This is a genomic window from Pedobacter terrae (assembly GCF_900100705.1).
Lineage (GTDB): Bacteria > Bacteroidota > Bacteroidia > Sphingobacteriales > Sphingobacteriaceae > Pedobacter > Pedobacter terrae.
The window spans coordinates 83703-110184 of record NZ_FNCH01000015.1 but is presented as its reverse complement, the minus strand read 5'-3'; the positions used below and the strand labels follow the sequence as shown (position 1 = coordinate 110184).

Below are 26482 nucleotides of genomic sequence, written 5' to 3'. Positions count from 1 at the left end.
CAAAAACTACATCTTACCAACTGCTTTTTTCACCTGAGCCGAGTCTTTTTTCGGCAAGATGGGTTTAATACCAAAGTTGGACGTGTCTGCTGGTTTTGTTTGAGGCAATTTCTTATCATCTTTTAAACTATCTTTCCCTAAGGTAATTTTGGGTTTAACAGCGGGTGTCGTCGTTGATGGTTTGCTTGCTGCTGCTTTTGCACCAGTCCCAGTTTTGGGCACAACTGTTTTCGCTTTTGCTTTCGGTTTTGCTTTACCAGATGAGCCTATTGCATCTTTCTTTGATTTCGGACGTTCGGTAGGTTTCCACGAAAACCCTTTCAATACATGATCTTTTGCAATTGTATTTTCAGGATTCAAAGCCCCCTCTATTCCTTTAATATATACAATCTCCTCAATGGCATTTTCCTTATCCTTAAAGATGAACTTGATCCTGCTGCTTAGGGTTTGGTTCATTTCCTTATACACCTTTGTGCTGTCATCCTGCGTATAATAAATGCTTTCGGCGTTGCCATCCACATACAAGGTTTTGAATTTCCCGTTGGTAAAGAAACCTGTCATCAACCTTCCTTTTATTTGGTTAAACCTTAAAGAATCTTTTGGCGTATTTACTAAAAATGCATTCCTAAAAGCCTGTAAATTATTTAGTTTCTTATTCTTGAACTGAACAAATATAGTGTCGCCAACCTGCTGTGAGCCTTCCGACCAGATGATTGGGTTGCTGTAGCAACGTAGGGTAGAATCGGCACTGGTATAAAACAGACTGTCGGTTTTGGCCTGTATATTCGTTTTAAAAATCTTTACCCCATGGTAAGCCTTTATAATACGCGTTTGAACGGTATCAGCCGGATTAAATTTAGCCGTATCCGTTTTTAATGCACCGGCTTTTAAATTCCCGAGAACTTTTGTCAAATTATCTTTACTGCCAGGTTTTGTAATATTCTTTTGCAGGCTGTCAACATTGGCTTTCGAAATATCCTTTACCAATGGGGAAGCTTTGTCGGTAATCTTTTTCTTCAAACTATCGATTTTGGTTTTCGATACGTTTTTTGTAATCGAATTGGTTTTGTCAGCTAGTTTTTTCAAGCTATCAGTTTTAAGCTTAGGCAGATTTTTTATGATGGAATCGGCTTTTACCTTTAAAATATTGTTTTTTTGCAAACTGTCCAAATTAACTTTGGGCAGTCCTTTGCCAAGTGAATCTACTTTTGATTTTAAACTATCGATAGTTTTATCATCCAGGTTTAGTTTGTCTTGTGTTTCAGCATCACCTTGTTTTTTCTTTTTATCAGCCTTGTTATTTCTGGAGTTACGCTTACTTTTATCTTCTTTTTGGCTTGATTCAGGTTCTGGTTTATATTTTGGTTCACCTTTTTCTTTCTTCCCGCCATCTTCATCATCTTCCCCAACCTGATTATCGGCTTTGATAGAAATTTTGGGGACTAATTTCAAGGTTTTTTGCAGTACCATCTGTGTTTCCAGCGTATCTGCGCCCATCCATAAGCTATCAGGCCTTTTTTTATTCTTCACCATTACCGAGTCTTCAGTACCTATTCCCAGATAGGCGTTTCGCGTAACCAAGGTCCGTTGATCCAGTTTGTAGTAGTAACCTAAATCGCCAAACATTTTCATTTTATCTTTCGTATCAGAAAAAACAATGTTTTTAACCGCTTTACCAACGCCTTGTTTACCATAATAATATAAACTATCGCCTTTTAAAGATCGCGTACCCTGTGTATAGAGGTTTTTCTTCCCAAAAAAAGCGTCTTCTGTTAAAGTATTGTATTGGCCATTTTCGGTATACAGGTCATCATCTTTACCCTTGATATTGGTTGGGCCGTAAAAATAGGTCCATTTATCCTGGGTATTGTAACTCATGGTATCTGATTTAATGGTCGATTGAGGCGTAACCACTACTACATCATACTTAAAATACGCTACATTTCTCTGGCTAAAATAATAACCATTTTTACTGGTGAGCGTTACGTCTTTGTTTACAATTTTACCACCGCTGGTATAAGTTCCGATTTTAGTGAGTGTATTGTAATCGAGGATATTAGTGGTTAAAACCGAAGTAGGGTCAACCATTCTTACATTTCCGGTTAAATGTGCTTGTTTTTTATTCCCATCATATTGTAGCTGATCGGAATAGATATCTGTAGTTTCCTGATGGATATGAACGCTTTTGTAAGCCTCGAAATAGTTTCTTTCGCTATAAAAAATAGCGCTATCGCAAGTTAAGGTAGCATTGTCCTGTTGGAAAACCGGATTCCGTAAATAGCTGATCTTATTTTTAACATCCCCGGTTATTTTAGAAAACGAAACAATTTTAATCTTCGAAGCAGGTTGCTGGCCGAATAAAAATGCCGGACTGATTAAAAGGAATAAAAAGACAAATAGTTTTTGCACACTACAAAGTTAGTTTTTTGTTCCGAACGTTCGGAATACCAGTTAAAATTAAATATTTTTGGTGGATGTTACCCCTAAGCCAATTTCAGGATTTTATTGAACAGCAAAAATTATTTGTTCAGGGTAATCGCATTCTTTTGGCGGTAAGTGGGGGAAAAGATTCGGTATTAATGCTGCATCTGTTTAAAGCGATAGGTGTTAATGTTGGTGTGGCACATTGTAATTTTAATTTGCGTGCCGATGAAGCACAACGCGATGAAAGTTTTGTTGCATTATTGGCCAAAAATTTTGAATTACCTTTTTATGTAACGCATTTTGATACCAAAAAATATGCAGCCGAAAATAAAATTTCCACCCAGATGGCCGCGCGCGAGCTTCGTTATCACTGGTTTGAAGAAATCAGGTATAGAGAGGCATATGATTACATAGCCCTGGCGCAACAGCAGAATGATGCAGTAGAAACGGTACTTATTAACCTTACCCGTGGTACAGGCATAAGTGGATTGCATGGTATTTTACCTAAACGTGATTTTCTGATCAGGCCTTTACTTTTTTTAAACCGCCAGGAGATTGATGAAATAGTAAGGGTTAATAACATAGATTTTGTAGAAGATAGCTCGAATGTAAGTACAAAATATACCAGGAATAAAATCAGGTTACAGGTGGTGCCGCATCTGCAGGAAATCAACCCTAATCTCGAAAAAACATTTGCTGAAAATATAGCGCGCTTCGCTGAATTAGAAGCTTTTTTAGATATTGAGGTGCAAAAACTTGCTCACGAAATTCTTATTCAAAGAAGTGATGGTGTTTATATTTCCTTAGCGGAGATTTCCAGGTTAAACCCACAAAAACTATTGCTTTACGAATTGCTTAAACCTTTTAATTTCGGCGAAAATGTCGTGCATGAAATTATAGACAGTTTAAAGGCTTTAAGTGGCACGCATTTTTTCAGTTCTACCCACCAGGCGATTATCAATAGAAATGATCTGGTGATTGTTGAAAAGAACACAACGGTTACAGCTAATCAGTTCATCCATCCAGCAACAGAAAACATTGTTTTTGGCAATGTAGAAGTTTCTTTAATGTTTACCGGGGAGGTGAAATTCGAAAAGAATTTGAATAAAGCCTTTGTTAATGCTGATAAATTAATTTTTCCGTTAGTACTGCGGAACTGGCAAAATGGAGATAAATTTATTCCGTTGGGCATGCGTAACCTTAAAAAGGTAAGTGATTATTTTATCGATGCGAAAGTTCCCCTACATTTGAAAAGCACCACGCCGATTTTGGTTAACGGAAATGGTGAAATTATCTGGATTGCTGGTATGCGGCAGGATAACCGATATAAATTAACTACAGCAACAAAAAAAGTTGCTATATTCGGACTCAAAATTAAATAAGTGGAAAGCAAGTACGCCTATATCGAAAAACAATACATCGGACGTGATTATGTGCGCATTTTCATTAGGCTCATTATGGCTGCTTTCTGTTTTGGTGCCTATGTTTACGAGCGCGATCGTGACAATACACAAGATTTATTCCTGGTGGTAGGTTTTGGGATCATCGGTGTTTCGATGCTTTTGCTTTTCCTCATCCAGTACAAAATCGTGGTAGATAATGGTAGTGTTATATTAGATGGCCTTTGGACGACCAAACGCGTTAAGATTGATCTTAAAAGTATTGTTGATGTGCGTAAGGCTACCTACAGCCGTTATTTTTTTAACAATCCGGTTTATAACCTGCATACAAAAGGTACCATTCGTTTTTATTCATCAGGTAAGGATGCAGTTGTACTAACCGATCGGGATGGCCTGGAATATTTTATTGGTACCCAAAGGCCGAATGAACTTTTCCTGGTGATAAAAGAAGAAATGCGCAATCTTAAATAATTCCATTTTTATTGTCTATTTTCATCCCCTATTACTTTTTTAGTGTTTAGCCATGATCCGGTTAACTATCGGATGGAGGAGCGACCCTGAGGTACGAAGGCCCATAGCATAAAGCAGGAACCAAATTAAAGAGCGGAAATGACCTTGTGCTCCCGGAATAAAAAATGTTTCAAGTTTGAATTGGTCAATAACCTAACAACTACCTAAATCGTTATTCTTGCGAGATAAAAGTGACCATAGCGTGTTATTGCTTTTATTGCAATAAACCGACACGCATTATAGATTAAAATCGGCTACATTTGCGCTAACAACAATACATTTACGATGAAGATAGGAATTGTTTGCTACCCCACTTTTGGCGGTAGTGGAGTGGTTGCAACAGAACTAGGTAAAGCGCTGGCTAGCGAGGGGCACCAGGTCCACTTTATTACTTACAGTCAGCCCGCCAGGCTTGATTTCTTTTCTTCCAATCTGTTTTATCATGAGGTATCGGTGAGGGATTATCCGCTTTTCGACTACGCTCCATACGAATCGGCGCTGGCCAGCAAATTGGTAGATGTTGTTCGGTTTGAGCAATTGGATGTATTACACGTTCATTATGCCATTCCACATGCCTCTGCTGCTTTTATGGCGAAGCAAATTTTAGCAAGCTATGGCCTTCACATCCCGGTGGTTACTACTTTGCACGGTACTGATATTACTTTAGTAGGTAAAGATCCAACATATAAACCTGTGGTTACTTTTTCTATTAATCAAAGCGATGGTGTAACTACCGTGTCGGAAGATTTGAAAGAAGATACCTATAACCATTTCGAGATAACAAAGGAAATTAAGGTTATACCGAATTTTATAGATTTTTCGCGCTTTAGTTTACAGGCAAAAGGTCACTTTAAAAAAGCGATTGCGCCAAATAATGAGCGTATTTTAATCCACACCAGCAATTTCAGAAAAGTGAAACGTACGGCTGATGTGATCAGGATTTTCGAAAAAGTACAGGCCGTTATTCCTTCAAAACTTTTAATGGTAGGGGATGGACCGGAACGCGCTTATGATGAGCAGTTGTGCAGATCATTGAATATTGGTGAAAATGTGAGGTTTTTGGGTAAACAAGATGCGGTTGAAGAAATTTTATCGGTTTCAGATCTTTTCTTAATGCCTTCAGAATCTGAAAGTTTTGGTTTGGCAGCATTAGAAGCAATGGCTTGTAAAGTGCCGGCAATTACCACGAATGCCGGTGGTTTGCCAGAACTTAATGTGGATGGCTTTTGCGGCTACATGAGTAATGTTGGTGATGTAGATGCAATGGCTGCGCATGCCATTGAAATTTTAAAAGACGACGAAACACTGAACCGTTTTAAAGAAAATGCATTTAAAAGGGCACAGGATTTCGATTTAAAAAAGATTCTGCCGGTTTATGTTAACTATTATAAAGAAGTGATTGAAAACTCTTTGCAAGCTAAATATTAATTAAATAAGCCTTTCCTTATATTTTAGCCACAGTTAAAAGGATGTTCACAGATAAATCCATATTTATCTGTGAACATCTTTGGTCAAAAAACAATGATTATAGTATAGAAAATTCTTTAGTTGATCATTCGTATTAGCAATAATCAACAAATGTAAACTTTCTCAAAATCAAATGATTATAAATCGTATCTTTGCAGCTCGAAACGGTTTGGTAGTTAAAATTCCCAAATCATTTCGACAAAAATAAAAAGAGGTTACCCAAATGAAGAAAATTGTTGATTACAGAAAGCTTTTGAGCGTAGATAAAAATGCTGAATTAAAAGAGCTTAAATCTGTGTACCGTACATTGATGAAAGATTGTCACCCTGATAAATTTCAGCAGGAAGAAGAGAAGTTGGATGCAGAAGCAAGAAGTAAAGAAATTATCGAAGCTTATCATTTTCTGGTAAGTATTGCGCCTGAAACACGCGAACAAAATATCGAAACGTATACGCAAACCACTACATTGTCGAATATTCAGGATTTCGAATACAAACAACAGGTTTTAAATATCCAGTTTTTTGATGGAAGCGTTTACGAATATTTCGATGTGCCAAAAGCAATCTATGTGAAATTGGTTAACGCTGATTCTCCAGGCCGTTTTGCCCGCAGACATATTTTTAATGAATTTCCATATCGTAATGTGGCCAGGGTTGCAGAACCCGCATAGTACATAATATAATTATTAGAAGGCTCCGATGTAAATTGGGGCCTTTTTTGTTGCTTACGATAGCTGATGAGTGATTTGCCTTAAAGACCCTGAAATAAGTTCAGGGGGACGATTGCTTGTAAATTTCGTCATACTGAGCTTTTTTAAGTATCCTTTATGCTATCTACCGTTGTAAATAAATCAAGATGTTCTGACCAATTTAGTTCTTTAGGTAGTATCTGATTGCTAAATTCTAAATGAATTACCCTTCTTTTTTGATGGTTGCTTGTTCTATTTGAGCTATGAAGGAGCAATGGTTTCATCATCATGATGCCGCCCCGCATTACATTGCAGCTTACTTCTTTTTCGATGCTCCAATCAATTTTTTCAGGGCGGTAAATCCCTTTACTATGAGAATTGGGGATTACTTTTAGTGCACCATTTAACTCATTGGTGTCATCAAGGTGGATACGGATGGTAAAATTGTTGTCAAGAATATGAAGTGGGGCCTGGACGGCAAACTGATTATGTTTCTTTGTATAAGGACCAAAGCCTGCTACTTCGATCTTTTGATCAACAGAGACAGTTAAATCCTGATGGTAGGACACAAACCAGTTTGAGGTTTCTGGTTTGTCGAAATATATCGATTTGACAAGGAAATAGTCTTCACCAAAAACCTCATTTATAATGTTTTTAAGTTTATAATTAAAAATAAGATCAGTTGTTTCTGGAATTTCTTTTAAAAACTGGCGTATCGCGAAAAGATCTTCAGATTTCTTAAAGGTTTCTTTTGTAGAATCCACGCGGTTAATAGCCGCCAAGATATTTTCAACTTGCTCATTTGTAAATACATTATCAACCACGGCAAAACCTGATTCCCGGATTTCTTTTGCTTTAGGAGCTAAATTCATCATATCAATTATTCAACATGGGTTTAAAGCGGTTATCCTTATTCCTTAAGTCCAGGCCGCCTTCGTAAACTGATTTTAAATTGATCAGGTAAAAACTCCATCCGTTATGACAGCCTAGACGGATATTTTTCTTGGAATTGTCGTCTTCAGGAATGTTCTTTTGGGTGAGTTCTACCATGGTATACTCAAATTCTTTGTAGAGTTTAATGTCAACTAAACAATCTCCGGCAAAGGTAAATTGAAAGTAATCCAGGCCATTTGCTTCAGTTACTTTTCCAGTTTCGATATCATGATATAAGTGCCATGTCCATTGGTAACGATCGCCTTTAAGTGCATGCTGATTTTTATCTAATAAGATCTCATTTTCATCCGTGAATGAGGCGTCATTTAAGAACCATTTTTCAATTTCGCTGGCCTTTGTCCAGGCGTTGTATATATCCGCAAGTTCAGCCTTAATGGCAATCCTGATCGTAAACCTTGTCCAATCGAAGTTTTCCATGGATAAAATTGGCGTTAATCAAAAACCAGGCATACCGGGGCGCCAACGTCAATTCTTTTACCGCTATCAGTTAATTTGCCGGTGGTTTTATTTCGGTTAAAAATAACAATGTTATTGGTGTACTGATGACCGATCAATAGGAACTTTCCAGTCGGATCGATGGTGAAATTCCGTGGTCCTTTACCCAATGTACTTATGGTTTCAATAAATTTTAATTTTCCGGACGGCAGTATAGAAAAGGTAGAAATACTGTTGGCATCTCCGCGGTTGGTTTCGTAAAGGAATTTACCGTCAGCAGAAACGTGGATATCTGCACCATCAATTTTTGCTTTAAAATCTGTTGGGGTCGTACCAATTTCCTGAATTTTGGTTAGCGTTCCGTTTGCATAAGTAAAAGTAGTAATGTTACCGTTAAATTCGTGCGCTAAATAAGCAAATTTACCATTCGGACTAAAAGTAATGTGCCTTGGACCAGTGCCTGCATTGGTTTTTAGCACTGATTTTATGGTCAATATTTTTTCTTTTGCAGTTGGGTTATAATGGTAAATATAAGTTTGGTCTTCGCCCAGATCGTTAACAATTAAATATTTATGATCTGGTGTAAATTTAACCATGTGTACATGTGCACTTTCCTGTCTGCCTTTCGGATCAATGCTTTTCCCGGTATGTTTAATGATCTGCAAAGCTTCTGTTAAAGACCCATCTGCTTTCCGTGAAAATACCGCTAAACTGCCACCGCTATAATTAGCTACAATTACATTTTTGGCATCAACGGTAAGATAACATGGATCAGCACCATGACTATCAACCTTGTTCAGAAAAGTTAAGTTTCCTGTCGTTGCATCATATTTAAATGCGCTAACCGTACTGGTTGCCCCGGTTTCGTTAACAGCATAAATAAATTGATGATCTGGAGAAATGGCTACATAGCTAGGGTTGGCTGTGTTTTTTGTAATGCTTTTTATGGATGTGGCAGCTGTTTTAGCATTAAAATTATAAATATAAATCCCTTCGCTTTTTCCGGGTGCGGTGTAGGTGCCGACAATTAGGTTGTAATTGCTTTTCTGGGCAAATGTTAAGGTAGATAGTATGGTGAGTGTAAGCAATGAACTAAATTTTTTCATGAAACGATGGTGTTGATTTTAACAAATATAAATAAAGTTGGTCACGGAGGCGCAGAAAACACGGAAGATGTTTCTTCGTTATCGTCCTCCTTTTTAACGAGGACGAGTGAGAGTTGCATTTTTAATGCATGTTCATTGCTGGACGATACAATTGTCTTTCTCCATCATTCTCGTTAACAACGAGGATGATGGGCACTCTATTAAAGTTGTGCTTTTTTCTGTGTGCTTTGTGGTAAAAAAATAACAACAACAAAAAAGGCAGCCAATTGGCTGCCTTTATATCTTATTTAATTAAATGTTTAATCTGTATCAATTCATGTTCTTCAAGATAACGCCATCTTCCGCGAGGTAAGTCTTTCTTGGTTAAATTGCCATAAACAACGCGGTCTAATTTTTCTACATTATAACCTAAGTGTTCAAAAATACGGCGAACAATCCTGTTTTTGCCACTATGGATCTGAATACCGATTTCTTTTTTGGTTCCACCTGCAACGTAAGAAATATTATCAGGTTTAATCAAGCCATCTTCAAGTTCTAAACCAAACGCAATTTTATTTAAATCGCCTTGTGATAAAGCTTTGTCCAATTCTACGTTGTAGATTTTAGTGATACCGTTTTTAGGATGCGACAATTTATCGGCTAAATCACCATCATTTGTCATTAACAACAAACCAGTGGTATTGCGGTCTAAGCGACCAACCGGATAAATACGTTCACGACTTGCTTTGTCAACCAATTGCATTACCGTACGGCGTTCCTGAGGATCGTCGGTAGTCGTGATATAATCTTTTGGTTTGTTCAATAAAACGTAAACTTTTTTCTCGCGTTTTAATAATTCTCCATTATAGCGAACCAAATCCTTTGCGGGGTCTACTTTGTGTCCCAGTTCAGTAATGGCTTCGCCGTTCACGGTAATAATGCCGGCAATGATCAGTTCGTCGGCTTTACGACGGGAGCAGATGCCTGCATTTGAAATATATCTGTTTAGGCGAATTAGGCCTTTGTCTTCGTTTGTTTTACGGCCCTGGGCAATAACCGTGCGCTCTGGACGATTAAATTCCGTGTCTCTTGGCTGTGCCTCCTCACGTTTTCTGAACGGACGGCTATCACCTTCCCTTGGCTCTCTGGGCTTTACATCTCTTGAGCTTCCGGCACTTGGCTTGAAATCATCAGACTTGCCTCTTGATTTGTAATCTTTGTAACCACCTTCTCTCGGTTTAAAATCTCTCGATCCACCATCTTTCGATTTGAAATCACGGTCGCCCGTTCTTGGTTTGTAATCTCTTGATCCGCCTTCTCTGGATTTAAAGTCGCCGTCGCCAATTCTCGGTTTAAAATCTCTCGAATCTCCATCCTTAGATTTGAAATCGCGCTCTCCTGTTCTTGGCTTATAATCTCTTGCACCACCATCTCTTGTTTTAAAATCTCTGTCTCCTGTTCTTGGTTTGTAGTCTCTCGACCCGCCGTCTCTCGATTTGAAGTCACGGTCGCCAGTTCTGGGCTTGTAATCTCTTGATTTAGCGCCACGATCTTCTGAGCTTGAATCTTTGGATTTAAATTCACGATCGCCAAATTTGAAACTCTGCGGTTCTGCATCTTTTGATTTAAAGTCACGTCCGCCTGATCTTGGTTTGAAATCTTTTTTGTCTCCGAAAGATTTTGATTTGAAGTCTTTACTGTCTGTGCTTCTAGGTCTGAAGCCATCCTTCGAATCGGATGATTTTTTGAATTTGCTGTCTTTGTCGTCTGACTTTCTTCTGTCAGATCCGGCCGAACTGCTTCTGCCTTCTGTTTTCCGACTGCCTGATTTGGACTTGTCATCCCGACTGTTCCTGTTGTTTTTATTTATCATGATACGCTTTTAACGCATTAAAAATGCGGGCTGCAAATTTATGAAAAAATGATGAACATAACAATTATCTGAGCGGAAAAAGTAGATAAAAAATAGCCTCTAAAATAGGGAAAATTGCTTGAAAATCAAAATGAAAAATCCGAGTTTAAAGCGCTTTAAAGCCTGATTTTTGTGCTTATTTTCGTAACTATTTGATTGTGTGCTTATTATTTTTTACCTTTGCCAGCGTTTTTATATAAGTTTCACCAAAAAAAGGAGGAGAATGTTAAAGAAACACATCGTACCATTTTCGGTAGTGGCAACACTATTTATCTTGGCAAAAGTGTTCACTTACCAAATGCCCTTATCAAAAAAAAGTCTTTTTAAGGAAGAAAAATTAAGCTCTACAATAACAAAAACTGATAGCATAAAAGTTGAAGATGTTGTGAAACCTCTTTCTTTAATGGCCCAGTTAAATTTCGCGGATGAAACCCTGCCTTTGGGCGATAAAAGGGTGGAAAGAAAAATGAAAAAAGTTCTGGCCGCACACAGTTACAAGAACACACACACTAATCTTTTGCACCAGAAAGCAGCAAAATGGTTTCCGGTTATCGAGCCAATACTTGCCGCTTACGGTATCCCGAACGATTTTAAGTATTTGGCTTTGGTCGAATCTGGAATGACTGAAGGGACTTCGCCTAAAGGTGCAGCCGGAATCTGGCAGTTTATGCCGGGTACTGCCCGTAATTATGGATTAAAAGTGAACGGGGATGTTGATGAGCGCTATAATTTGCGCAAATCTACTATTGCAGCCTGCAAATACATCAGGGAGATGTATAAGGGTTTAGAAAGCTGGACATTAGTGGCTGCGGCTTACAATGTTGGCGACGGGCGCTTGCGAAAGCAGATCAATAATCAAAATCAGGATAATTACTACAAAATGAGGCTTAACCGCGAAACCGGTGGCTATGTTTATAAAGTAATTTCCATGAAACAGATTATGGAACACCCGAAACGTTACGGTTACAAAAAACCGAGAGTATTATTGGCCTATAACGGCGGATAATATAATTAAGATAAAGACAAGCATTTGGTAAGGCGTCCCGGTTTCAGTATCGGGACGTTTTTTTTTTGAGGGTGATTGCACAGATTATGAGATTACACCGATTCGTTTGCAACGTGCTAACCAATCAATAGTTTTCAGTTATCAATTTTCAGTTTAGCGTATATAAATTTCGGGCATTGTGCTCACCCATAAACAAAATGACAATTGAACCGATAAACCTTTGAGCTGCGGATATACGGATAATGCAGAAGATCTTTCGTTACGTCATCCTGAATTTATTTCAGGATCTCTTTAATCGGGAGAAATCGATATCTCAGATGGAAGAATGCCTAATAGATAAATCCCGAGATGAGTTCAGGATGACGATCTTTTGTGTACAGCGGATTCGATGGTGTTCGATTGACCGGTTTAATCGGCTAATCAATTAACCAACAAATGATCATTGAATTTACACCAACCGCTTTTCACTTTACTTTCAAAACGCTTTCTTTGCATATGTTCAAACTGCGGATCAATAAAATCATCAAGCAACCCGGCGATAATATTACTTTTCAATTGGAAGAGGTAGATGAATATCCGGCATATTTAGCGGGACAGTTTTTGTCGTTGGTTTTCCAGGGGAAACATAGAGAGGTAAGGAGGTCATATTCTTTTAATAGTTCTCCTGATGTGGATGAGCCTTTGGCGATTACGGTAAAAAGGGTGGAAAATGGAGAAATCTCCAGGTTTCTGCATCACAAAACATCAGTAAATGATATTCTTTTCGCGCAAGAACCGCAGGGCTTGTTTAGTTACATGCCGGATGAACATCTGGAACGCGATCTATTTCTTTTTGCTGCAGGTGTTGGCATTACGCCATTATTCTCTATTTTGAAAACAGCATTGGTGCGTGAGCAAAAATCGTTGATTACACTGATCTACAGTAATAGATCGAAAGAGGAAACTTTGTTTTATGATGAACTGATCGATTGGCAGCAGAAGTATCCTGACAGGTTGAAAATTGTTTGGATTTTTAGTAACAGCAAAAACCTAATGACGGCCAGGTTGAATAAGTTTTATATCGAAAAACTGATTAAAGAGCATTTACATTTTCATCCGGATAATGCGCTGTTTTATAGCTGCGGACCAATAATTTATATGGATTTGTGCCGGATTACCTTATTAGGCATGGGATTCGATATCAAACAGATCAAAAGAGAAACTTTCGTATTACCGGAGGATGAAGTTGATGAAGATGACAGCTCTGAAAAAGTAGTGGATAAAAATACGTATTCAGTTATTTTAAACTTCAAAGGAGAATCATATAACCTTGAAGTGCCCTGGCCAAAGCGGATTTTAGATGTAGCACTCGAAAATAAAATTAAACTTCCTTATAGTTGTCGTGGAGGAGTATGCAGCACCTGCGTAGCCAATTGTACCAAAGGCGGGGTAAGGATGGATTATAACGAAGTGCTTACCGATGATGAATTGGAAAGAGGGCGGGTGCTGGTTTGTACAGGCCACCCAACTGAAAATGGAACGACAATAGCGTGGTAGGCTAGTTCATCGGTCATTCGTTTATTAGTCATTTATTCTTTAGTTCACAGGTTCATTATTGTATCGTTTATCTCGAACGAAGAGTAACGGAGCCCAGAGATCTTTTGGCTGTGCCTAATTATTGAAATATAACGTAATGCTCCAGGGGGGTGGAAACTAACGGTTGATCTTTAACCTTTGTGATTTTTAAGTTTTTGAATCATTAATTAGCAGATCGTTATTTTCTCTAAAAACACAAAACCGTTAGTTCATTATCAACGTTTATGAAGTATGACAAAAACTTTTTTTACGCTTATTACCTGCTTCATCTCGTTACAATCCTTTGCACAAGATTCAATAGCGGTAAAAAGAGAGTTTGCGAATAAAGAATACATTCATCTGTACAAAGAAAATGCTGATTTAGCTTATACCGCACCGGGAGGCGAACTGGGCGCACCTTCCAAATATGTCATTAACGGACGGCTTACTACCACTTATATGCTTTTAGGTAGTTATAAATCGCCTGTTGCCTTTGCCATTATCCCTGATTTTACAGTCCGTGTGCGGAACGAATTTTCTGCTGCGGTACGGACGCCGAGTTACCGTTTGGGCGGAGTACTTTATGCGAGGTTAAATCCTGATCCCGGACATTATAGATATGCTGAACTGGCCTTTACACATCATTCAAATGGTCAGGATCAGAGCGCATTTAATCCCGATGGAACAATTAACACCCGAACAGGAAATTTTAATGCGAATTATTTAACGCTTTCTTACCGTTTTGGAGACTTGACCACAGTTGGTGTAGATGGAAATTATTACTCTTTCAATCATCGGCTCGGTTTGCAATGGTATAAATTCTTTAGGTATGAACCTGCATTGGATGAAGGTTTTGGATTTACACGCGTGTTATATGATTTCTCCTGGCGCCGGTATGAGGAGATCGAAAAAAATGCGAAGCATAAACAAAAAGTAAAAACTGAAAAAGAAACCTGGCGTTTAAACACAGAATTATCTTATGCGGTAAACAAAATTCCATCGAAGAATTTTGCTAACCTACAGAAGCGGTTAAATGCCGAAATCAACTTTAATTACAGTTTTCCGTTTATGAACAATGTATTTTTAATGGCTGCGGTAGGCTATTATGGCGAAGATAATTACAATATCTATTTTCAGGATCATTATGGTTATGTGCGCTTTGGCTTATCCTCTGGTTTTCTTAGAAATAGAAGCCGACATTATGACAATTAATCCTTAATCAAGGTTGGTTTTGACTTTCTTTTTGATAAAATTTTTAGCATTTTTGCGGATTGAAATCTGGTCTTTTTTAAGGCCTGGTTTTAGTCCCAACTTTAAGTAAAATATGAGCAATAAATCTATCGACCTCGGTGAGCAAAAAGATGTAGAAGTATATGGTGCGAGGGTACATAATTTAAAGAATATAGACGTTAGTTTTCCGCGCAACCAGTTGGTGGTCATCACTGGTTTAAGTGGCAGCGGTAAATCTTCCTTGGCTTTTGATACCATTTACGCCGAAGGTCAGCGCCGCTATATGGAAACATTCAGTGCTTACAGCCGTCAGTTTATGGGCGGTATGGAGCGCCCTGATGTAGATAAAGTTTCGGGTTTAAGCCCGGTTATCGCGATTGAGCAGAAAACCACCAGTAAAAATCCACGCTCCACGGTGGGGACCATTACCGAGATTTACGATTTCATGCGTTTGCTTTATGCGCGCGTGGCTGATGCCTACTCTTACAATACCGGCGAGAAAATGGAGCGCATGAGCGAAGATCAGATTCTTCAGAATATCTTTAATAAATTTGATGGTTTGGCCGTAAATATTCTGGCGCCGGTTGTTAAAGGTAGAAAAGGGCATTACCGCGAACTTTTTGAGCAGATCCGTAAACAGGGTTATGTAAAAGTGAGGGTAGATGGGGAGATTAAAGACATCACCGCTAAAATGCAGGTAGACCGTTATAAAATCCATGATATTGAAGTGGTGATCGATCGCCTGATTATTGACGTAAAAGATAAAAAACGCCTGCTCGATTCCTTGCAAATTGCGATGAAAATGGGTAAGGGAGTAATTAAAATCAGCGATAAAGATAATAATGTAGCGCATTTTAGTAAGTTTTTGATGTGCCCAACCACGGGTATTTCTTATGATGAACCTCAGCCCAATAGTTTTTCGTTCAATTCACCTTATGGTGCCTGCGAACGTTGCGATGGTTTAGGTTATATTTTTGTAGTCGATAAAGATTCGGTTATCCCAAATCCGAAACTGAGTATTTTAAATGGTGGTTTAGCGCCATTGGGCGAATACAGAGACATTTGGATGTTTCAGGTGTTAAAAGCTTTGGCCAAAAAATACAGCTTCTCACTCTCTACACCGATTGAAAAATTAAGTGATGAAGTCATCAGTATCATTTTAAACGGTTCACCTGACCTGATCAAGGTTGAGGTAGAATACAATAAATGGAACGTTCAGAATTATAACATCACTTTTGATGGTATAATTAAGATGCTCGAAGAGCAGAACGAAAAAAGAAGTGAATCTGCATCAGACGATATGGACGAGTTCAGGAAACTGAAAACCTGTCCGGAGTGCCATGGAGCACGTTTGAAAAAAGAAAGTTTGCATTTTAAAGTTGATGGCAAAAACATTTTCGAGTTGTCATCAATGGACATCAACAACCTTCATCAATGGTTCGAAAAGGTTGATGAACGTTTATCTGACCGTCAGAATATTATTGCCAAAGAAATTTTAAAAGAGATTAAAGCCAGAATCGGTTTTTTAACTGATGTAGGTTTAACCTATTTAACTTTAGATCGTACTGCCCGTACACTTTCGGGTGGTGAGGCACAACGTATCCGTTTGGCTACGCAGATCGGTTCGCAGCTGATGAACGTCATGTACATTCTTGATGAGCCAAGTATCGGTTTGCACCAGCGCGATAATGAACGATTAATTAATGCCTTGAAAAATCTCCGTGATTTAGGAAATACCGTTTTGGTGGTAGAACATGATAAAGACATGATCCTGGAAGCCGATTGGGTAATTGATGTAGGTCCGGGAGCAGGTATTCATGGCGGAACCGTAGTTGCAGAAGGAACAGCAGCACAGATATTGAAATCGAATACCTTAACTGCCGATTATCTGAACGGTAAAAGGAGCATTGAAACGCCAAAAGTGCGTAGAAAAGGTAATGGGCATAAATTATCGTTAATAAAGGCTACGGGACATAACTTAAAAGAGGTTTCCGTAGATTTTCCTTTGGGTAAATTTATTGCCGTAACCGGCGTTTCAGGCAGTGGTAAATCGAGTTTAATTACCGAAACATTATACCCGATTCTAAACCATCATTTCTTCAGGGCTAAAAAAACGCCTTTACCTTACGAAAAAATTAACGGCTTAAAAGAAATTGATAAGGTAATCGAGATTGATCAGGCACCAATTGGCAGAACACCACGTTCAAATCCTTCTACCTATACAGGCGTTTTCTCCGATATCAGAAATCTGTTTGTGCAGTTGCCTGAAGCAAAAATCCGTGGTTACAAACCTGGCCGTTTTTCTTTTAATGTTAAAGGTGGCCGTTGCGAAACTTGTCAGGGAGCTGGTTTAAAAGTTATCGAAATGAACTTTTTACCAGATGTGCAGGTACCGTGTGAAGAGTGTGGGGGAAGAAGATACAACAGGGAAACTTTAGAGGTGCGTTTCCGCGGAAAATCGATCAGTGATGTGTTGGATATGAGTATCGAAGATGCCTGTACTTTTTTCGAAAATATTCCGATCATTTATAGAAAGATTAAAACCTTAAAAGATGTTGGTTTAGGTTATATTACTTTGGGGCAATCATCAGTTACTTTATCAGGAGGGGAGGCGCAGCGTGTAAAACTGGCCACAGAGCTTTCTAAAAAAGATACCGGAAAAACTTTCTATATTTTAGATGAGCCTACAACCGGGCTTCATTTTGAAGATATTAACGTGCTTTTAGGTGTATTGCAAGAGCTGGTTGATAAAGGAAATACCATTTTGGTGATCGAACATAATTTAGATGTGGTTAAAGTTGCCGATTGGGTAATTGATTTAGGAGAAGAAGGTGGTGCTGGCGGCGGGAGAATTTTATTCGAAGGTACACCCGAAGGTTTAATCCAGAATCCAATTAGCTTGACAGGTAAATTTTTGAAAAAGGAAATGGAGTATAGTCCGGAGTCCGCGGTCCGAAGTCTGGAGTCTACAGTCAAAGCACCAAAGAAAAGTAAGGCCGGAAAAAAATAGTCTGCCGGGCATCGTCATTCCCAGCTTGATTGGGAATCTTAATGCAAGCGCTTTAAGATTCGTAACTGTACCGGAATGATAGTTAGTTTAATGGAATCTGTTAATGGTAGTCTGTCGAAGGAACTGCTTAAAATCTGTGGTAAAGTGTTTAGACAGGTTCAGCATGACATATTCAACCTAAAATTAACTTTGAAAATACACTTAATTAACTCCTAATCCATTATCCATTTTACATTATAAAAAATGCTTTTTACCGATACCCATACCCATTTATATTACGAGCAGGATGCCGAAAAACAGGCTCAGTTAATGGAACGTTGTTTTGAAAGCAATGTGAACCGTTTGTTTTTGCCCAATGTTGACGTAAAATCAATTGCAATGATTGATGATCTGGTGGCGAAATATCCAGCAAATTGTTTTGCAATGGCGGGTTTACATCCTTGTGATGTAAAAGAAGATTACCTGGCGCTGTTGGATGTAATATATAATAGTATTGCCGGACGGAAAATTTATGCTATTGGCGAAATCGGGATTGATTTGTACTGGGATAAAACCACTTTGGCCATTCAGCAAGATGCTTTCCGTAAACAGATTGGCTGGGCAAAAGCCTTAGGATTGCCAATTGTGATCCATTGCAGAGAAGCTTTTGATGAAGTGTTCGAAGTATTGGAAAGTGAAAGAGATGAAAAATTGCGTGGTATATTCCATTGTTTCACCGGAAATTTGGCACAGGCGCAACAAGCTATTGATCTTAATTTTTATTTAGGCATTGGTGGTGTGGTCACTTATAAAAAAGCAGGTTTAGATGCTGTGCTTGCTGATATTCCATTAGCTAATCTGGTTCTGGAGACCGATTCTCCTTATCTGGCTCCGGTTCCGTTCCGCGGTAAACCCAATGAAAGCAGTTACCTGGTTTACATTGCACAAAAACTCGCTGATATTTATGGCATTTCCATCGAAGAAATTGCTGACGTAACTACTGAAAATTCGAAGAAGATTTTTGGAGTATAGGATTTAGGTTGGTCGTCACTTCGACTGAAGCGCAGTCCCGAATGTTCGGGAGAGAATCTGTTCTTAACATAATATCTTTACCCTGGAATAGACGATTGTTAATTATTTAAATATTTGCGTTGTTAATTGTCAAATTGATAATTTTACTTACATAATACCATCATTCGTTGCCAATTTGAAAATATCACCTAATCATTTGTAAATTTTTAGTTTCTTTGCGCTGAGCAACCTTCACAAAACCAAATGACCAAAATACTTATAATTTATACCGGTGGTACCATCGGTATGGTTAACGATCCTACAAATGGAATGTTAATTCCATTCGATTTCGAGCAGATAAAAGAAAACGTCCCTGAATTAAGTCGTTTAGATTACAATTTAGATGTGCATTCCTTCAATCCGGTATTGGATTCTTCAAACATGGATCCCGAAATATGGAAAACACTGGCAGAACTCGTTTACAATAAATATGATCAGTATGATGGCTTTGTGATCCTGCATGGATCAGATACCATGGCTTTCACCGCTTCGGCATTAAGTTTTATGCTCGAAAATCTCGATAAACCTGTTATTTTAACCGGATCGCAACTTCCAATCGGCGAAATCAGGACTGATGCCAAAGAAAATCTGATTACTGCTTTAGAGATTGCAGCGACTAAAGAAGATGGTAAAGCATTATTTCCTGAAGTTTGCATTTATTTTGATGCACAATTATTTAGGGGCAACCGCTCGATCAAATATAATAGTGAAAAATTTGAGGCTTTCCGGTCACCAAATTATCCAATATTGGCAGAAGCCGGAGTACATTTACAGTTTTATCGAAACTATATTTTAAAAGCTACAGGTGGCAAGCTAAAACTGCATACCAATTTTAATGCTAACATTGGGGTACTTAAATTGTATCCTGGAATTACGCCGCAAGTAGTTCAGGCCATTACCGATTCTAAAGTAGACGCCATTATCTTAGAAACTTTTGGTTCAGGTAACACTTCTACTGCGCAATGGTTTTTAGATAGTTTGCGACAGGCTATTTTAAGCGGAAAAATTATCATCGATATATCGCAGTGCAAAAAAGGCTCAGTACAGTTAGGTCGTTATGAAACCAGTAGGGAATTGTTAAAAATGGGTATTGTAAGTGGTTACGATTTAACTTTCGAAGCTACGGTAACCAAACTGATGTTTGTAATGGGCTTGGGCCTATCGGTAGAAGAAAGCCGTAAACTGATGGATGAGTCGTTGAGGGGCGAATTGACTAAGGATTAATGTAGCAAACTTGCGTAGTCGGGAAAAAGTTTAAAACCGAAAACTGTAAATAGCCAATTGCAAACTGATTTAGGCGTTCCCCAATCCCGATGAAAAATCGGGATTGGGTCGGGCTTTTCAGGGCTGCGCTTCGCTCCGGTGCCGATGAAGGATCGTCACTGAACCCTTACAATCCCTAACGCAAAACCCACCTTTTCAAAACCTTACGGACTTCAAAGCCTAAGAGCGCTGCCCTAGGATAAGTAAAACTTCTGCAATTATGAGCAGCATCATTTCGGTTATCAGTATTTAGCCTTATTTTTGCTGGAACAGATCGTCATGCTGATCCGATAGCTATCGGATTTGTTTCAGCATCTTTCTGGTAAGGCCCTGAAATAAATTCAGGGTGACGTCACGAAGAAACATGAAAATAGAACAGATATATACAGGTTGCCTGGCAGAAGCCGCTTATTACATCGAGAGTGATGGCGAAGCTGCCATCATAGATCCTTTAAGAGAAGTTGCGACGTATTTAAAAAAGGCAGAAAAAGCCGGTGCTACCATTAAATATATTTTCGAAACGCATTTTCATGCCGATTTTGTTTCTGGTCACGTTGATTTAGCCGAAAAATCGGGTGCAGAAATTATTTACGGACCAACTGCAAAAACCGAATTTAAATCGCATATCGCCAAAGATGGTGAGCAATTTAAAATTGGTAAAATAACCATAACCGCGCTACATACCCCAGGCCACACTTTAGAATCGACTACTTATTTGTTGACAGACGAAAATGGTAAGGACCATTGCATTTTTAGCGGTGACACTTTATTTATTGGTGATGTTGGGCGTCCGGATTTGGCACAGAAAGGTAATTTAACGATGGATGATTTGGCCGGAATGCTTTACGATTCGTTAAACGAAAAGATAAAACCTTTAGCCGATGATGTAATTGTTTATCCTGCTCACGGTGCTGGTTCGGCCTGTGGCAAAAGCATGAGCAAGGAAACTTTTGATACTTTAGGACATCAGAAACAGGTTAATTATGCTTTAAAGGCGGAAACAAAAGAACAGTTTATTGCTGAAGTAACAGATGGCATTATGCCTCCACCACAATATTTTGCTAAAAATGCTGCCATTAATAAAGGCGGAGTAGAGAGTATTGATGACGTTTACGAAAAAGGATTAAATGCATTAACACCTCAACAGTTCGAGGATTTGGCCAACCAAACGGGTGCCGTTATGCTGGATACCCGCGATCCGCAGGTTTTTGCAAAAGGTTTTATCCCAAATTCGATCAATATTGGTTTAAACGGACAGTTTGCCCCTTGGGTTGGTGCTTTGATTAGCGATTTACAGCAACCTATTTTATTGATTACAGACCAGGGGAAAGAAGAAGAAACGATTACCCGTTTAACCCGTGTCGGTTACGACAATACCATTGGTTATTTGGATGGAAGCTTTGAAAGATGGACAGATGCAGGAAAAGAAATTGATACCATTGAAACGATTTCTGCAGATGCTTTTGAACAGGCAGCCTCAAATGGTGAAATTACGGCGCTTGATGTGCGTAAACCAGGGGAGTACGAAGCAGAACACCTGGAATTTACGTTAAGCCGTCCCTTGGATTTTATTAATGAATGGACTGGTGAGATTAATCCAAAAGCTACTTATTACATTCACTGTGCAGGTGGTTACCGCTCTATGATTGCGGCTTCTATTTTAAAATCGCGCGGGGTAGAAAATGTAATTGATGTAGCGGGTGGCTATGGTGCGATAAAAAATACTGGTTTAAAAAGAACCGATTTTGCCTGTCCAAGTAAAGCAATGAAAGTATAAAATTAAAGAGATCGTCATTTCGAGCGGAACGCAGTGCAGCCGAGAAATCTATTTAACGGATATCTCCATTCCGCGATGCTCCAGTCGAGATGACGACCACTCTTAAAAGCGAATTAAAAAATTTGGATGTCAGAGAATCAAAATCATTACGATGTATTAATTATAGGAGCTGGGCCGATAGGCATGGCTTGTGCAATTGAAGCCCGAAAAGCAAACTTAAGCTATGTTATTATAGAAAAAGGTGCTTTGGTGAACAGTTTATTCAATTATCCTGTGTTTATGACCTTCTTCTCTACTTCACAGAAATTAGAGATAGGGGGCGTGCCTTTTGTAACCATTAGCCCGAAACCAAACCGTAACGAAGCTGTAGAATATTATCGTCGTGTGGCTGACAAATTCGATTTAAAGATCAATCTTTTTGAACGTGTGCAACAGGTGGTTAAAAACGAATCTGATGTTTTTGAAATCAAGACTTCTAAAACAGGTTATACGGCAAAGAATGTAATTGTTGCCACAGGGTTTTATGACGTGCCTTTATTGATGAATGTTCCGGGTGAAGATTTGCCTAAAGTAACACATTATTACAAAGATCCGCATTTGTACGCCTTTCAGAATGTGGTGGTGGTTGGTGCCAATAACTCGGGTGTTGACGCCGCTTTAGAAACTTACCGCAAAGGTGCAAATGTAACCATGGTGGTGAGGAGTGGCGAACTAGGTCCACATGTTAAATACTGGGTGCGCCCGGATATACAGAACAGGATTAAAGAGGGCGAGGTTACTGTCCTTTTCCATTCGGAACTGATTGAAATAAGGGAAGGTGAGGTGGATATTAAGACCCCTGAAGGCATAAAAACTATCCCAAACGATTTTGTAATTGCGATGACTGGTTACCAGCCAGATTTTTCTATGTTGAAGAAATTCGGTATCGAATTACCAGAAAGCCTTTGCCCAGCCTACAATGAAGAAACTATGGAAACCAATGTAAAAGGTTTATACCTGGCTGGTGTAGTTTGCGGTGGTTTAGATACACACAAACTTTTTATTGAAAACTCGAGGGTACATGCTGAAATGATTGTGAAGAATATTTTGGGTTGAGGGACATTGTCTTACGAGGTTTTGAAATGGCCTTATAAGGGAGAACCTCGTAAGTCTGTAGTTAATTCTTAATTATAGGTCCTAGTTACAGTTTATAAATTACGATAATCGTCATTTCGAGCGGAGTGCAACGCAGTCGAGAAATCTATTTAGATAACTCTCTCCGGAACGTTCGAGGCTGCGTTTCAGTCGAGATGACGTTTTTTTATTGAACAGCAACTTTCAATGTACTTCCCACAAAACTTTCAATAGCTTGTTCCACACCTTGCAAATCTTTTGAAGTAATATACGAACCCATTACGTGATTCCCAGCGTTAGGTATAGCAACTTTTCTTTTTAAGCTACTCGGTGTACCCAGTTCATCGAACATTTTCAGCATGGCATCTACTCTTACCACAGGATCCTGCTCCAGTTCGTTTTTATAATAATAAAGCATTAAAACAGGTTGCTTTATCTTTTGGAAAGTTTTTTCAACCATAGTGCGCTCAATAAACTCTTCCAGTTCCACCAACGATTCGAGCCTGTAATTAGTGTACCAGTATTTCTTATATTCGTCGGTGCGATCATCTACTTTACGTTCATCGCCACCCACTACTTTACGGGCAATCTGTAATCCCCATGGATTATTCAAAAGCCATGCGTTTTTGTCGTTAATGGCTACGTTTGGCGACATTAAAATCAAACTATTAATTTCAGGATAGGTTGCTGCTAATTTTAAAGCCACCGTTCCGCCTGTAGAAGTGCCGACTAAAATTACCTTTTTACCCAATTTTTTGCCAATGGCATAAGCCTGTTTGCTGGTTTCCCAAAGGCGGTCGGCCGTAAAATATTGCATAGGTGCCAGGGTATCGATACCATGGTCGGCCAGGCGGGCAAGGTATAAATTGGCATGCAACGCTTTAGCTAAATTTAAATGTACCGGGTTGCCTTCTGTTTTTGAGGCCGAGAAACCATGTAAATACACCACGGCATATTCGGTTTGTTGATGGGGTGTGTCGGCCCAAACAATTTCAGCTTCGTTGCCAGGTTTTATCTTATGCATGGATTCGATGCTGGCTAAATAGCTGTCAAGGTCTTCCAGATCTGGCACTTTGGTGAGCTCCTCACTAAATACTGGTTTTTTGGGTTTTGGTCCCAACAAATAACCTGCGATAATAAATGCCGAAAGACCTATAATTACTTTGTAGCGTTTTTTCATGCCATTAAATATTGGTTTAAATGTAAAATTTGAATTTAAATAAAGCTAATTTTCAGGTGAATTAATTATTGCTTTGAGGGGCCTTTTTACCTGCATTGTCCCATAATGGTAAACCTGATAGCGCCAAATAGCCCAGAGCCCGAAGCATGAGGGCGAGGACTATACGCAATAGTAGGAGTGAAGATGTTAAAAATCATTGTCCGTGGTTTTCCAAATCCTTAATAATAAGATTGCAGATTACCTTTTTATGGGAAATTAACTTAAGTTTGCAATCAAAATTTTTCGACTTAATGCCGGGAATCGAACAGATAAAAACACCTATAGCTGCTGATATTAAAGCGTTTGAAAAAACCTTTAAGGAATCGATGCATAGCGACGCACCGTTGCTGGATAGGATTACCCATTATATTGTAAAGCAAAAAGGCAAACAGATGCGGCCGATGTTCGTATTTTTTGCAGCTAAACTGTGTGGTGGCATTACAGAATCAACCCATCGAGGGGCTGCCTTAGTAGAGCTTTTACATACGGCTACTTTAGTGCATGATGATGTGGTAGACAATGCTTACGAGCGACGTGGCTTTTTCTCTATCAACGCTTTATGGAAAAATAAAATTGCCGTTTTGGTTGGCGATTACCTGCTGGCCAAGGGGTTATTACTTTCGGTAAACAATAACGAGCACCGTTTGTTACAGATTGTATCAGAAGCGGTAAAACAGATGAGTGAGGGCGAGTTGTTGCAAGTGGAGAAGGTACGGCGAATGGACATTTCGGAAGATTTATATTTTGATGTAATCCGCCAGAAAACAGCTTCTTTAATAGCTTCATGTTGTGCTGCAGGTGCAGCTTCGGCAGGTGCTGATGATGTAACGATAGAAAAAATGCGCCTGTTTGGCGAGAAAGTTGGCATTGCCTTTCAGATTAAAGACGACACTTTCGATTTTGGGACAGATGACGTAGGCAAGCCTTTGGGTATTGATATTAAAGAAAAGAAAGTAACCCTGCCTTTAATTTATGCCTTAAATAAAGCGGAGAAAACAGCGCGTAAAAAAATGATCAACCTGGTAAAAAATCATCAGGACGATCCGGTTAAAATACAGCAGATTATCGATTTTGTAAATGCGCATGAAGGTGTTTATTATGCAAACCAGAAAATGCTGGATTACCAAAATGAAGCCTTTGAGCTACTGCACAGTTTTGATGCAGGCGAAGCCCGAACAGGTTTGGAACAACTTGTACTGTACACCACTGAACGTAAAAAATAATGGGTAACGAATTACTTTTCAGCTTAGGCTTTTTGCTTTTTATTGTACTTATTCTGGCTTTAGACCTTGGTCTTTTTAGCAGGAAAGAACATGTGGTGAGCTTAAAACAAGCTGGGATCATGAGTGTGATTATGGTGGCCCTGGCGATAGGATTTTATTTTATTCTGTTAGTTGAGGGGCATCAGTTGCATGGAATAAAGGATTTTGCCCACCTGCAAGAAATTGTAACCCTGCACCAGCACCATATTAAACTAATTCCTAATGATTTTGAGGGTAGTTTAGCAATTTATAAGCAAAACCTCGGGCTCGAATTCTTAACCGGTTACGTTATTGAGTATGCACTTTCGGTAGATAATATCTTCGTAATCGTACTCATTTTCTCCGCATTTGCTGTTGAGGAAAAATATTATCACCGCGTATTGTTCTGGGGGATATTGGGCGCCATTATTATGCGTTTTATCTTCATTTTTGTTGGGGCGGCACTAATTACCAAATTTGCATGGATTTTGTATGTCTTTGGTGCATTTCTGGTATTTACTGGTGTAAAGATGTTTTTCAGCAAGGATGAAGATGATAAAATTGATCCCGAAAACCACCCTGTGGTAAAATGGGCATCAAAAATATTTTCTATTCATCCAAAATATGAGGGTAAAAATTTCTTTGTTAAAATAAACCATAAAAGAATGGTTACGCCATTGTTCCTGGTGTTGTTAATTGTGGAATTTACCGATCTTTTATTTGCGGTTGATTCTATTCCGGCTATTTTTGCGGTAACCAAAGACCCTTATATTGTATTTTTCTCTAATATTTTTGCCATCATGGGCTTAAGGTCTATGTTCTTTTTACTGGTAAACATTATTCATAAATTCCATTATTTAAAAACCGGTTTAGCTTTTTTACTGGCTTTTATCGGCGTAAAAATGTTAGCACATACCTATCTCGAAAAATGGGGTTTTACTACCGAGCATTCGCTGATTGTGATTTTAAGCATCTTAGTCATTAGCATTGTGGCTTCTTTGGTTTTTCCGAAGAAAGTGAATCATATTAAAAATTAATTTTTCCAATCAATAAATACGTCATCTCGACTGTAGCGCAGCGAAATGGAGAGATCTATCGAGACAGATTCTCGACTGCGTTTGCACTCCGCTCGAAATGACGAGTA

The 26482-nt window shown here is 38.8% G+C and carries 20 protein-coding genes; 14 read left to right on the top strand and 6 right to left on the bottom strand.

Translation table 11 applies throughout. The annotated features are described in order from the left end of the window. Positions 1 to 6: 6 nt before the first annotated feature. On the bottom strand, positions 7 to 2409 hold the full coding sequence (locus tag BLR60_RS17735; RefSeq protein WP_090502240.1) for an OstA-like protein: 2403 nt from the start codon (positions 2407 to 2409) through the stop codon (positions 7 to 9). A 65-nt stretch (positions 2410 to 2474) separates the two neighbouring features. On the opposite strand from BLR60_RS17735, the gene tilS reads away from it, so the two are divergent. The 4 genes from tilS to BLR60_RS17715 all read left to right on the top strand — a co-directional run bounded on the left by tilS (position 2475) and on the right by BLR60_RS17715 (position 6471). Continuing rightward, positions 2475 to 3806, top strand: a complete 1332-nt coding sequence (tilS, locus tag BLR60_RS17730) for a tRNA lysidine(34) synthetase TilS (RefSeq protein WP_090502238.1) — start codon at positions 2475 to 2477, stop codon at positions 3804 to 3806. Continuing rightward, the gene (locus BLR60_RS17725; RefSeq protein WP_090502236.1) at positions 3807 to 4295 is read left to right on the top strand and encodes a hypothetical protein; all 489 of its coding nucleotides are present in this window, start codon (positions 3807 to 3809) and stop codon (positions 4293 to 4295) included. A 324-nt stretch (positions 4296 to 4619) separates the two neighbouring features. Then, entirely contained in the window at positions 4620 to 5762 is a 1143-nt protein-coding gene (gene bshA / locus BLR60_RS17720) for an N-acetyl-alpha-D-glucosaminyl L-malate synthase BshA (RefSeq protein ID WP_090502234.1), read from the top strand. 262 nt (positions 5763 to 6024) lie between these two features. Continuing rightward, positions 6025 to 6471 carry a KTSC domain-containing protein gene (locus tag BLR60_RS17715; RefSeq protein ID WP_090502232.1) on the top strand — a complete coding sequence of 149 codons (447 nt, stop codon included), beginning with the start codon at positions 6025 to 6027 and terminating at the stop codon, positions 6469 to 6471. A gap of 143 nt (positions 6472 to 6614) precedes the next feature. Here BLR60_RS17715 and BLR60_RS17710 read toward each other — a convergent pair whose 3' ends face one another. The 4 genes from BLR60_RS17710 to BLR60_RS17695 all read right to left on the bottom strand — a co-directional run bounded on the left by BLR60_RS17710 (position 6615) and on the right by BLR60_RS17695 (position 10836). Continuing rightward, complete coding sequence (locus BLR60_RS17710) at positions 6615 to 7364, bottom strand: phytanoyl-CoA dioxygenase family protein (protein ID WP_244155693.1); 750 nt, start codon at positions 7362 to 7364, stop codon at positions 6615 to 6617. A 1-nt stretch (position 7365) separates the two neighbouring features. Then, a complete protein-coding gene (locus BLR60_RS17705) occupies positions 7366 to 7860 on the bottom strand; it encodes an SRPBCC family protein (protein ID WP_090502229.1) in 495 nt (164 codons plus the stop codon). A gap of 14 nt (positions 7861 to 7874) precedes the next feature. Further along, a complete protein-coding gene (locus BLR60_RS17700) occupies positions 7875 to 8984 on the bottom strand; it encodes a lactonase family protein (RefSeq protein WP_090502227.1) in 1110 nt (369 codons plus the stop codon). 283 nt (positions 8985 to 9267) lie between these two features. Beyond that, positions 9268 to 10836 carry a pseudouridine synthase gene (locus tag BLR60_RS17695; protein WP_090502225.1) on the bottom strand — a complete coding sequence of 523 codons (1569 nt, stop codon included), beginning with the start codon at positions 10834 to 10836 and terminating at the stop codon, positions 9268 to 9270. A gap of 262 nt (positions 10837 to 11098) precedes the next feature. Here BLR60_RS17695 and BLR60_RS17690 point away from each other — a divergent pair, with 262 nt between their 5' ends. From BLR60_RS17690 to BLR60_RS17655, 8 genes are all read left to right on the top strand, one after another. Beyond that, positions 11099 to 11881 carry a lytic transglycosylase domain-containing protein gene (locus tag BLR60_RS17690; protein ID WP_090502223.1) on the top strand — a complete coding sequence of 261 codons (783 nt, stop codon included), beginning with the start codon at positions 11099 to 11101 and terminating at the stop codon, positions 11879 to 11881. A 435-nt stretch (positions 11882 to 12316) separates the two neighbouring features. After that, a complete protein-coding gene (locus tag BLR60_RS17685) occupies positions 12317 to 13417 on the top strand; it encodes a ferredoxin--NADP reductase (protein WP_317039661.1) in 1101 nt (366 codons plus the stop codon). Positions 13418 to 13687: 270 nt separating this feature from the next. Beyond that, the gene (locus BLR60_RS17680) at positions 13688 to 14647 is read left to right on the top strand and encodes a hypothetical protein (RefSeq protein WP_090502221.1); all 960 of its coding nucleotides are present in this window, start codon (positions 13688 to 13690) and stop codon (positions 14645 to 14647) included. 112 nt (positions 14648 to 14759) lie between these two features. Continuing rightward, positions 14760 to 17675, top strand: a complete 2916-nt coding sequence (gene uvrA, locus BLR60_RS17675) for an excinuclease ABC subunit UvrA (protein WP_090502218.1) — start codon at positions 14760 to 14762, stop codon at positions 17673 to 17675. Between the two features lie 243 nt (positions 17676 to 17918). Then, positions 17919 to 18686 carry a TatD family hydrolase gene (locus BLR60_RS17670; protein WP_090502216.1) on the top strand — a complete coding sequence of 256 codons (768 nt, stop codon included), beginning with the start codon at positions 17919 to 17921 and terminating at the stop codon, positions 18684 to 18686. 243 nt (positions 18687 to 18929) lie between these two features. After that, positions 18930 to 19949: an asparaginase gene (locus BLR60_RS17665; protein ID WP_090502214.1), complete on the top strand. Its 1020-nt coding sequence runs from the start codon at positions 18930 to 18932 to the stop codon at positions 19947 to 19949. Between the two features lie 403 nt (positions 19950 to 20352). Beyond that, positions 20353 to 21765 (top strand): MBL fold metallo-hydrolase, encoded by a 1413-nt coding sequence (locus BLR60_RS17660; RefSeq protein ID WP_090502212.1) that lies wholly within the window; start codon positions 20353 to 20355, stop codon positions 21763 to 21765. Between the two features lie 126 nt (positions 21766 to 21891). Beyond that, positions 21892 to 22860, top strand: coding sequence for a YpdA family putative bacillithiol disulfide reductase (locus BLR60_RS17655; RefSeq protein WP_090502210.1), 969 nt, complete (start codon positions 21892 to 21894; stop codon positions 22858 to 22860). Between the two features lie 205 nt (positions 22861 to 23065). On the opposite strand, the gene BLR60_RS17650 is transcribed toward BLR60_RS17655, so the two are convergent. Continuing rightward, complete coding sequence (locus tag BLR60_RS17650) at positions 23066 to 24058, bottom strand: alpha/beta hydrolase (RefSeq protein ID WP_090502208.1); 993 nt, start codon at positions 24056 to 24058, stop codon at positions 23066 to 23068. Positions 24059 to 24348: 290 nt separating this feature from the next. Here BLR60_RS17650 and BLR60_RS17645 point away from each other — a divergent pair, with 290 nt between their 5' ends. Both BLR60_RS17645 and BLR60_RS17640 read left to right on the top strand, forming a co-directional pair. Next, positions 24349 to 25320: a polyprenyl synthetase family protein gene (locus BLR60_RS17645; protein ID WP_090502206.1), complete on the top strand. Its 972-nt coding sequence runs from the start codon at positions 24349 to 24351 to the stop codon at positions 25318 to 25320. Further along, on the top strand, positions 25320 to 26375 hold the full coding sequence (locus BLR60_RS17640; protein WP_090502204.1) for a TerC family protein: 1056 nt from the start codon (positions 25320 to 25322) through the stop codon (positions 26373 to 26375). Before BLR60_RS17645 ends, BLR60_RS17640 begins: the two co-directional genes overlap by 1 nt. The last annotated feature ends 107 nt before the right edge of the window (positions 26376 to 26482 follow it).